Below are 9,846 nucleotides of genomic sequence, written 5' to 3'. Positions count from 1 at the left end.
GAATCCAGGTAGCCCTGCCATTATTTGTAGGGTTAGCGATAAGCTGACCGTAAAAAGATAAGCTGAATCAATAACATTCGGTTTATTTAAAGAATACGCTGCGGAAATGGCGAAATTGGTAGACGCACCAGATTTAGGTTCTGGCGCCGCAAGGTGTGAGAGTTCAAGTCTCTCTTTCCGCACCATGATTTAAGATTGTCAAATGGCTACGTAGCTCAGTTGGTTAGAGCACATCACTCATAATGATGGGGTCACAGGTTCGAATCCCGTCGTAGCCACCATTTATAACGATAGTTTGAATAACCAATGTTCAATCTATCTACAGTACAAGTTGCGGAAGTGGCGAAATTGGTAGACGCACCAGATTTAGGTTCTGGCGCCGCAAGGTGTGAGAGTTCAAGTCTCTCCTTCCGCACCATCAATTCAAACCCAGCTTAGGCTGGGTTTTGTTTTATTAGCCTCATAACAATATATCCTTTCCTCCCGTTTAACCGTTGATTCATTTTTCAGATCCATTCTTTGATCACGTGAAAAGTGAGGCATAAAAAAATCCAGCCGAAGCTGGATTTTTAATTTAAAAGTTAACGACTTAACCAAGCAAACCAAGAGCAGCATTAGGCGCTTGTTTAGCTTGTGCCAACACTGAGCTTGATGCTTGAGAAAGGATCTGCGATTTAGTCAAGGCAGTGGTTTCTTTCGCAAAATCAGTGTCTTTGATTCGGCTCTTAGAAGCATTTACGTTTTCGTTGATGTTATCTAAGTTGTTAATCGCATGGTTGAAACGGTTTTGGAATGCACCCAGTTGAGCACGATGGCTGTCTACAAATTGCAGTGCCGCATCAACAATGGCAACTGATTCTTGCGAACCACCGACAGAGGTGACATCAATGGTATCGACTGTCACATCTTTTGCCGCTTGGAAACTCAGTTCACCCGCTAAGCTGCCACCAAAGGTTGCTACGCCATCAATACGGTTGCTATCAGTAAAGATTTGCAATTTGCCTTCATCGTCAACAGAAGCTTTTAACATGTCGGTTTGACCATTGATGTAAGTGGCCAACTCTTCGATGTCATCGCCATCTTTTGCACTTAGGTTGATGGTTTGCTCGCCAGTACGTTTGTCAGTCAACGTAATGGTAAGGTCATTAGCACCTGCTTTAACGGTCCAATCTTTATCTTGTCCATTTGCCGCTTGGTAACTCTTACCGCCCATCATTGCGTTGTCGCTGCGCATATTATTTAGGCTTAGCATGACCGCTTCACCGTTATCCGCACCGATTTGGAATGATTTCGTCTCAAAAGTACCATTGAGCAACTTATTACCACCAAACGATGTAGTTTCAGCAATACGGTTGAGTTCGTCATTCAGCGCGGTGATCTCTTCTTGAATCGCTACGCGGTCGGATTTCGAGTTCGAACCATTTGACGATTGTAGAGATAAGTCACGCATACGTTGCAAAATGTTGGTGGTTTCGTTCATTGCACCTTCAGCTGTCTGCGCAATTGAAATGCCATCATTTGCGTTGCGCACAGCAACATCTAAGCCTCTGCTTTGAACATTCAAACGGTTAGAGATTTGCAAACCTGCTGCGTCATCTTTTGCGTTATTAATTTTGAAGCCTGATGATAAACGTTCCATTGATAACTGTTGCGCATTGCTAGCACTGTTTAGGTAGCGTTGTGCTGTCATAGCTGAAACGTTAGTGTTTACATTAACCGCCATAGTGGTTCTCCTATTGATTTTCCGACTTAGCGTCATAGACAAACGGTTTCCGACGTCTCGGAAAACCAAGTAGTTCTCTCAAAGTACTATTATTAGCGACTGCGGTTAGGAATCCTTTAACGGGAAAACGACGATTTCGTAAAAAATAACCAATATCGATTAAAAGTGGGATAAACGCTGCAAAACTGGCTGAAATGCAAAAATAGCATTAAAGATTTGACGTGATTGGTCGGCTTCACGGGCGATTGAGGAGCATTGATGAGAGCAAGAAATTATAGATAAAGAAAAGCCCCTTTTCCTTTGAGAGAACCGGGGCTAGTTGGTAGCCAGAGCCAATGTGGAGATCAGAGAAATGAACACATTACCGACTGACCGGGGCGCATGATTATCTATGACTATAAAGCAGGGTACATCTTGAGAGAGCTTTATATTCGGCCATAATCATACTTTGCCAAGGATTCCTTCACCTAACCCACGTCTGAGCTGTTGGATGAAGGGTCCTAACATTACTGCAATAGTGACATTGCAGAATTTGGCAACTGTTTTGCTTGAGCGAGAATCGAGGTACCCGCTTGTTGCAGAATCTGTGCTTTCGTCATTTGCGTGGTTTCTTTCGCAAAATCTGTATCTTTAATTCGACTGTTGGATGCTTCAACATTCTCTTGGATATTGGCCAAGTTGTTGATGCTATGGCTTAAACGGTTTTGCTTCGCACCGAGCTCTGCCCGTTGTGAATCCACATATCTCAACGCAGCATCCAGAACGCCCACTGCATTTTGAGAACCACCAACTGAGGTGATATCAATATCTTGAACCGTCGTCTTAACGCCCGGTCCGCCGTTTAGGCCAAGTTCGGTTGCCAAACCACCAGAGATGGCAAGGTCACCTTGTAAATTCGGTTCTGCGGCAAAAATTTGCAGTTTACCGTCTTGATCAACCGATGCTTTAAGCTTGTCGGTTTGACCATTAATGTAAGTCGCTAGCTCTTCAATATCATCGCCATCTTTGGCTAACACATCGAGAGTAACAAGCTCACCTGCCTGGGTGGTGAATTCAAATTTCAAATCACGCGCGCCCGCTGGCACTCCCCAATCCTTGTCCTTTCCTTGCTCTGCAAGGAACGATTGGCCGCCCATACGGAAGTCATCTGCACGTATGCTGGTAAGCCCCATAATGATCGCCTCACCTGAGCTCGCACCAATCTGGAATGATGCTTCACCAAACGAACCGTTGAGCAGTTTACGTCCACCGAATGAGGTCGTTTCTGCAATACGGTTTAACTCATCTTGCAATGCAGTCGACTCTTCATCCAGAGCTTGTCGCTCTGACGCCGAGTTGGTGCCGTTTGCTGATTGAAGAGCAAGATCACGCATACGTTGCAAGATACTGGTCGACTCATTCATTGCCCCTTCCGCGGTCTGAGCAATCGAAATACCGTCGTTGGCATTACGCATTGCCACATCTAGGCCACGAGACTGAGCGGTTAAGCGGTTTGAAATTTGTAAGCCTGCCGCATCATCTTTAGCGCTGTTGATTTTATTACCTGATGATAAACGTTCCATCGAGGTATTTAATTCACCCGTCGCTTTATTAAGGTAACGCTGAGCAGTCATTGCTGAGACGTTAGTATTTACTGTAATGGTCATAGTTTGCTCTCCTAGTGAGTTCGCAAGCTTTTTGCGAAGCGGCCAGCTTTACTCTCATTTGGAAGCACTGACCGTGAACTTGCTAAATCCGCTATTTGCCGATTTAAAAACTTGTTGTATCAACTCTGATATAGACAATTCAATTAGTATGCCAACTTTTAAAACATCTGATATTAAAATTAATATTCTTTGTTTTTTAATCACTTAGAAGAAATTTAATCATTCTATCTTTGTGAGTGAGCATCCAGTTCTTTCTCGTTAGCAACAGAGTTGCCACTTTCGTTTGCCGCTCTATTGCCTCTTTATCTCTCGATAATAGATGAGCAATTTCCAGGCCAATTTTTCAACACATTCCACTCTTCGCGCATATGGCTTAGCACATAAGGCATTGAAGATTAGATATAGTTGAAAAGGGTCAAATCTTTCGTTTTACCAAAAGCCAGTTGTGAAGCCTGCAACGCACGTGAATTCTCATTAAATTCAATCACCGCTTCCGCGTAATCAAGATCTTCAAAGTTACTTTTTGATTTCGCTAAACTGATTTTGAAATCTTCATGCTGTTCTTGTTGAATATCTAAAGTGCTCAAGCGTGCACCGACATCAGTACGCACTTTATTGAGATGAATAAAGGCGGCATGAAACTCTTCCGTAATTTGGTGCAGTTTCGCTGTCGTCGACGCATCCGATACGGAGCCTTGCGAGAGCTCAATCGCGTCTTTATAGCTATCAAATAAGGTAAAAGTTGAACGCGGCTCTAGGCTTAACACATCACCTTTCGAAATTTGCCCTTTTACGTGCACCGTCAGATCTTGATATCGAATGCCTTTTTGTGGATCAAACTCATCGGCCTGTACCACGCTGCCATCTTTCTCTAATTGATAACCATATTTGCCGTTAGCCATATCAACAAATGTCACGGTATAGCGCGATGTATCATTCGAGTCTAAATTGGTTGCACGCTCGAGCAGTAACTCTGAACCTTCGTTTAATTGATAGTTTGGTTCGTAGTTACCAAACGGGTTATCAATCTCCATAAACACTTTATTACCCGGATTATTGAACGGGATCTCTAAGCTGTTGGAGATACGCATTTTGCGCTGATAATCATCGCCGGAATAAGTCACGTTACTGGCATTATCTCTAAAGAAAGGCTGATTCTTCGGCTTGGTGCCGGCAAACATGTAGTTACCGGACTCATCTTGCGTATTTGCTAGTTCAATTAAGTTGTTGAACATCTCTTGCAGCTCACGCGCTTTCGCTTCTCTATCTTCTGGAGAGAATGAACCGTTAATCATTTCCATAACAGTACGCTTTGCCTCATCGGTCGAGCTTTCCGCATTGGCAATGATTACTTCTTGATGTTCTAAGCGGTTTCGAACCAGCACTATTGCATCAAGATATTGGCGTAATTGCTCTTCTTGCTGCCCTACTTTTTGGATGTAATGAGTGGCTAATGGACTATCACTGGCCGAAAGCAACTTCTTACCCGACGCTAGCTGCGCTTGGTTATGATGGATCTTTGATTCTTGACGGCGCATATCATTTTGCACCGATTGATAGTTATGGAAGCTCGATATTCTGGTTAACATTTATCGCCTCCTATCTCAGCTGCAAAATCGTGTTGAAAGTATCATTAGCCACCTGCATGATGCGTGAGGAAGCCATATAAGCTTGTTGGAACTTCATCATGTTCGCGGCTTCCTCATCAAGGTTGACTCCGGAAATGGACGCAATGCGCTCCTGCGCTGACTCTTTTTCAAGCCTGGCCACGTCACTTAAGCGTGACGCGGTGGCCAGCTGCAAACCAAAATCAGTATTGAGATCGTGATAAACCCCGAGCACGGTCGTTTCACCGTCGTTGAGTTTTTTCTCCGTTTGAATTTGCTGCATCTTACGTAAATTGCCGTTATCACCTTCTGAGGGGACAAGGTTTGCCGTAAATTTATCATTGGGTAGCGCGCCAGCCGTCAATTCAAACGTTGTACCAAGCACAGTAATCGAATTCGATGGTGGGTAGGCCTGTGGTTCTAGCAGCACGTTGCCTTTGGTATCCGTGACCGCAAATTGATCGCCCGTTGGTGAGATCACCACTTCAAATTCACGCAGCCCACCTGCCGATAAAATATTAAATTTTGCCTGCCCTTGAGCAAAAGTGGTGGAGGCTTCATAACTTTGTGCGGCAATGGCTGTCGGATCGTTGGTCGCCATTTTCATAATAGCGGCACCATTACGCGTTGGGCGCAGTAATATGCGCTCTCCGGCTTGAGGGGCGTTGCGAATCTCAACTCGCATTCCATCTAAAAATAAACTGCTGCCAACGACCGGAACGTTAACCCGCTCGCCCGTTGGCTTTAATACGGTATAATTGCTGCCGTTGTACTGTAGGGAGTATTCACCACTTTTCAACGCTGAAGTATCTTCGATATAGACAGCCATATCGGCTTTTGAATTGCCAGCGATGATCGCTCGCGAGCGGGCATTGACTTCAGAGTTCACATCCGTAAACAACGCTCTTCCCACATTGCCACGTAAGTCCAAGCCTTGTGATTGCAACTTGTTAACTTCATAAGAGAAAGATGTTGCCATGCGGCCAAGTTCATCCATTAAGTAAGGAATGTGCTTATCTCGCATCGTAAACAGCGCACTTAACTTACCGCCAATATCCTCAGTGGTAATGGTCTTGATTCCTTTGCCTTCAATCATGGCCAAGCGGCGCTGACTCACATCAGGATAACCATCAACCATCTTCATTTGGCTGGCTTCTGTACCTGAGACGAGCGTGTGCCCGCTCCCGATATGGATGTTAAACCCTTCAGCATTTTTACGTGGCGTCACAGTGACCTTGGTGTATTCAGACAACTCAGCCACCAATTTTTCATGCTGGTCCATTAAGTCATTGTGAGGACCAGGAGTGCGCATCATTAAGCGCTGTAAATCTCGCAGCTCAAGCGCCAATTGGTTAATACGCTCAACGGCAACATCTAGCCCTTTGTTGGTCGCATCAGATTGGCGGCGAATGTTCTCGTGAAAATCATTCATGTTTTGAGTGATCAGATCCGCTTTCTCAAGTACAACTTTACGCGCACCTACATCATTCGGGCTGTCGGCGAGGGTTTTAATCGCATCAAACCATTCGTTTAAGTTTTCAGGGATTTTTTTCGAGGCCACTGACGACAATAACTTTGAAAGCATGTCTAAATTTTCTTCGTCGTCACGCTTAAAGGAAAAGCTGGTGGTAGATAGGTTTAATTCATTAACGGCAAATTGATCCCATGAGCGGCGAACTTTTTCCACATGTACGCCCATACCGTAGGTTTCACCACCGTATTGGCGAGGCGTATTGGTCCCTTGGATCACAGACTGACGGCTGTAACCTTCTGTATTAACATTAGAAATGTTATGACCTGTGGTGCTGAGTTGTCTCTGAGCGGTAAGTACACTTTGGGTACCTAGATTCAGAAGATCCGACGCCATACTGCCCCCGAAAACCTAATCAAATCAGTGGTTACTGAATATCTAAGTTAGTAATTGCAATATGTATGCCAAAGGAGTTTCAAAGAAGAGATTAGACAAAATAAAGGAAAGATAAAAGCCAGCAAGGCTGGCTTTAGAGGGGTTATTCCATTGCTTCAATTTGAGATTTTACTCTCAGCACTTTTTCAGCATAGTATGGGTCCGTCGCGTAACCAGCAGCGTGCAGGCCACGAATGAAAGACTCATCGCTGCCATTATGGTTCAGCGCCACGGTGTAGCGCGGATTGTCATTGAGAAAACGAACATAGTCATTAAAACTGTCTTGATAATTTCCATAAGAACGGAACGCCGCTTTTTCCATCACGGGTGTATTATCATGATATTCAAGAGTTTGCGTCGCCACTTTCTCACCTAACCAACTTTTATCCGCTTTGATGTTGAATAAGTTATTACTGCTACCACGAGCATTTTGAACAACTTTTTGTCCCCATCCGGTTTCTAATGCCGCTTGAGCAAGTAGCAGTGAAGAGTCAACACCTAATGCCCGCGCTGCTTTTTCAGCATAAGGTTTCATTGAAGCCACAAACGCTTGCGGCGAATCAAATCGACTCGATTCGACCTTGCTAGGTTCGATCGTTTCTTGCGTTGAGAGGCGGCGGTTGTTACTGCGTTCTATACGGCGCATGGCTTCTTGGAAACCATCTTGCGTCGGGTCGGTTATTGATGGATCGTTTTTCGAGGTGCCGTTAGCCTGACTGAGCTGCGCCACAATCATATCGGCAAGCCCTAAAGAACCGGAGGCACTGAGCTCGCTCGACATTTGTTCATCAAGCATTTGTCGATAGAAATCTTCGTTTTGGCTGTTGAACATCTCAGATTTAAAATCGGCATTGGCGTCGCGCATCGATTTGAACAACATTGAGGTAAAAATCGCTTCAAACTGTTTGGCTGCGGCCTTGAGCGCCGCTGACTCGCCTTCTTTATCACCGGTTTTTGCTTGCTGACGTAGCTTATCTAAGCTAGCAATATCATGAATAAAGCCAATATCATTGGGATTATTAATCATCTTCCTCTCCTAGATAATGATCAGTTGGCCTTCAATCGCGCCTGCTTGTTTCAATGCTTGCAGAATCGCCATCAAATCTGAAGGGGCTGCGCCCACTTCGTTGACCGCGCGCACTAAATCATCCAAGGTCAAACCCGGTTCAAATTTAAACATTTTACCTTGTGCTTCAGACACTTCTATTTGGCTATTAGGCACCACAGCTGTCTGACCACCCGCTAACGCATTGGGCTGACTGACATTCAAATTCTCTTTAATGGCAACAGTCATACCACCGTGCGTCACCGCAGCAGGTTTTAAGCGCACATGCTGGCCGACAACAATGGTACCAGTTCGAGAATTGACGATAATTTTGGCTGAGCCATCCGCTGGATCAAACTCAACATTTTCGATTGCAGAAAGAAACGCGACGCGCTGCCCAACATCTCGTGGTGCACGGATACGTACTGACGTTGCATCAACCGCGGTCGCCATCTCTGGGCCTAGGAAGTTATTCACTGCATCTGCCATACGTTGCGCTGTGGTGAAGTCAGATTCAAGCAAATTGAAGGTAATAAAATCGCCACGGCTAAAAGGTGTTGGTACTTCACGTTCCACCATAGCACCGCCTGAAATCAGGCCAACCGTTGGGTTATTGCCGACAATTTTAGAACCATCAGCACCGGTGGCACTAAAACCACTGACCACTAAATTACCTTGGGCCACGGCGTAAATTTGACCATCCAACCCCTTAAGGAAGGTTTGCATTAGAGTGCCGCCACGTAAACTTTTAGCAGAGCCGATCGAAGAAACGGTGACATCGACATTTTGACCTTGCTTGGAAAACGCCGGCAATTCGGCCGTGACAATCACGGCGGCAACGTTCTTTGTTTTCGGTTTAGTGCCCGGCGGCAATTGAATGCCGAAATTTTGCAACATGGCGTTAAAACTTTGGTCGGTGAACGGTGTCGATTCGCCCGTTCCCGGTAGCCCAGTAACTAGACCATAACCCACTAATTGGTTACTCCGCACGCCCGCAACTTGAGAGACATCTTTGATACGGGCCGCTTGTGCATGGGTTGCGATGAGCAACAGACTTAAAACAAGCAGGGTGAATTTTTTCATGGTCTAGTACCTTAATTTCTACGTTTCTTTACGCCAGAACTCCGGCGTTACAGAGAGACATTAAAGAATCGTGCCAAGAATCCAGGTTCTTGCATATCTTGATTGGTGCCTGTACCTGAATATTGGATGCGTGCATTAGAAATACGAGTAGAAGCAATGGTGTTGTCAAAGTCGATATCATCGGGACGAATGGTACCGCTTAAGCGAATGTATTCATCGCCAGTGTTCAGTGTGAGCCATTTTTCACCACGGATGACTAAGTTGCCGTTGGCCAGTACTTCAATCACTTCAACCGTGATCGAACCAGAAATACTGTTACTTTGGTTGGCTGCAGAACTGCCATTGAACTTGTTGTCATTTTTCAACGCATAAGAGAAATTATAATCACCCACAGTGAGATCTTTACCGCCGACAGCGAGTGGGTCCATAGACGCATCATTGGATTTGGATAGATCCGCATCAGCACTCTTGGCCGCTTTAGTACTTTCATCAAGATTGACGGTAATAATATCGCCAATGCCACGCGGTTTTGAATCATCATAAAGACTGTTCATTTGTGCCAAATTAAACAGTGAGCCAGTTTCCGCGGCATAATGTTCCGGTTTCTGTTTTGGATGAATGGGGGCCCATGCGGGATCACCAGCTACGGGATCGGAACGCTTACGCATTGAGTCCAGTAAACCAGAACCTTCTTCTGCAGACTTATCCCCTTCAACCGCATCCACCACGGTTGTACCTTGAACCACTTCAGGAGTATCGACGGGTGGCGGCATTAACGAGCAACCAGACAAAGCAGTAACCAATACAAGACTCAATAGACGTTTCATCGCAGCATT

At 45.2% G+C, this 9,846-nt stretch carries 7 protein-coding genes and 3 tRNA genes; 3 read left to right on the top strand and 7 right to left on the bottom strand.

The window, feature by feature from the left end; translation table 11 throughout:
- Positions 1-100 precede the first annotated feature (100 nt).
- From DD616_RS08565 to DD616_RS08555, 3 genes are all read left to right on the top strand, one after another.
- A tRNA-Leu gene (locus tag DD616_RS08565) sits at positions 101-185 on the top strand.
- Between the two features lie 19 nt (positions 186-204).
- A tRNA-Met gene (locus tag DD616_RS08560) sits at positions 205-281 on the top strand.
- Positions 282-333: 52 nt separating this feature from the next.
- Positions 334-418: transfer RNA gene (locus DD616_RS08555), tRNA-Leu, on the top strand.
- A gap of 171 nt (positions 419-589) precedes the next feature.
- Here DD616_RS08555 and DD616_RS08550 read toward each other — a convergent pair.
- From DD616_RS08550 to flgH, 7 genes are all read right to left on the bottom strand, one after another.
- A complete protein-coding gene (locus DD616_RS08550; RefSeq protein ID WP_170899979.1) occupies positions 590-1,723 on the bottom strand; it encodes a flagellin in 1,134 nt (377 codons plus the stop codon).
- Between the two features lie 506 nt (positions 1,724-2,229).
- Positions 2,230-3,369, bottom strand: a complete 1,140-nt coding sequence (locus DD616_RS08545) for a flagellin (RefSeq protein ID WP_017045944.1) — start codon at positions 3,367-3,369, stop codon at positions 2,230-2,232.
- 395 nt (positions 3,370-3,764) lie between these two features.
- The gene (gene flgL / locus DD616_RS08540; RefSeq protein WP_013856259.1) at positions 3,765-4,958 is read right to left on the bottom strand and encodes a flagellar hook-associated protein FlgL; all 1,194 of its coding nucleotides are present in this window, start codon (positions 4,956-4,958) and stop codon (positions 3,765-3,767) included.
- A 10-nt stretch (positions 4,959-4,968) separates the two neighbouring features.
- Complete coding sequence (gene flgK, locus DD616_RS08535) at positions 4,969-6,843, bottom strand: flagellar hook-associated protein FlgK (RefSeq protein ID WP_017045945.1); 1,875 nt, start codon at positions 6,841-6,843, stop codon at positions 4,969-4,971.
- Between the two features lie 142 nt (positions 6,844-6,985).
- Entirely contained in the window at positions 6,986-7,909 is a 924-nt protein-coding gene (gene flgJ / locus DD616_RS08530; protein ID WP_017045946.1) for a flagellar assembly peptidoglycan hydrolase FlgJ, read from the bottom strand.
- A gap of 9 nt (positions 7,910-7,918) precedes the next feature.
- Positions 7,919-9,010, bottom strand: a complete 1,092-nt coding sequence (locus DD616_RS08525) for a flagellar basal body P-ring protein FlgI (protein WP_094145416.1) — start codon at positions 9,008-9,010, stop codon at positions 7,919-7,921.
- Between the two features lie 47 nt (positions 9,011-9,057).
- Positions 9,058-9,837, bottom strand: a complete 780-nt coding sequence (gene flgH / locus DD616_RS08520; RefSeq protein WP_017045947.1) for a flagellar basal body L-ring protein FlgH — start codon at positions 9,835-9,837, stop codon at positions 9,058-9,060.
- Positions 9,838-9,846 lie beyond the last annotated feature (9 nt).

This window comes from Vibrio anguillarum (assembly GCF_003390515.1).
Classification (GTDB): Bacteria; Pseudomonadota; Gammaproteobacteria; order Enterobacterales; family Vibrionaceae; genus Vibrio; species Vibrio anguillarum.
Note: the sequence above shows the minus strand (reverse complement) of the source record. Positions and strands in the feature narration are given on the sequence as shown.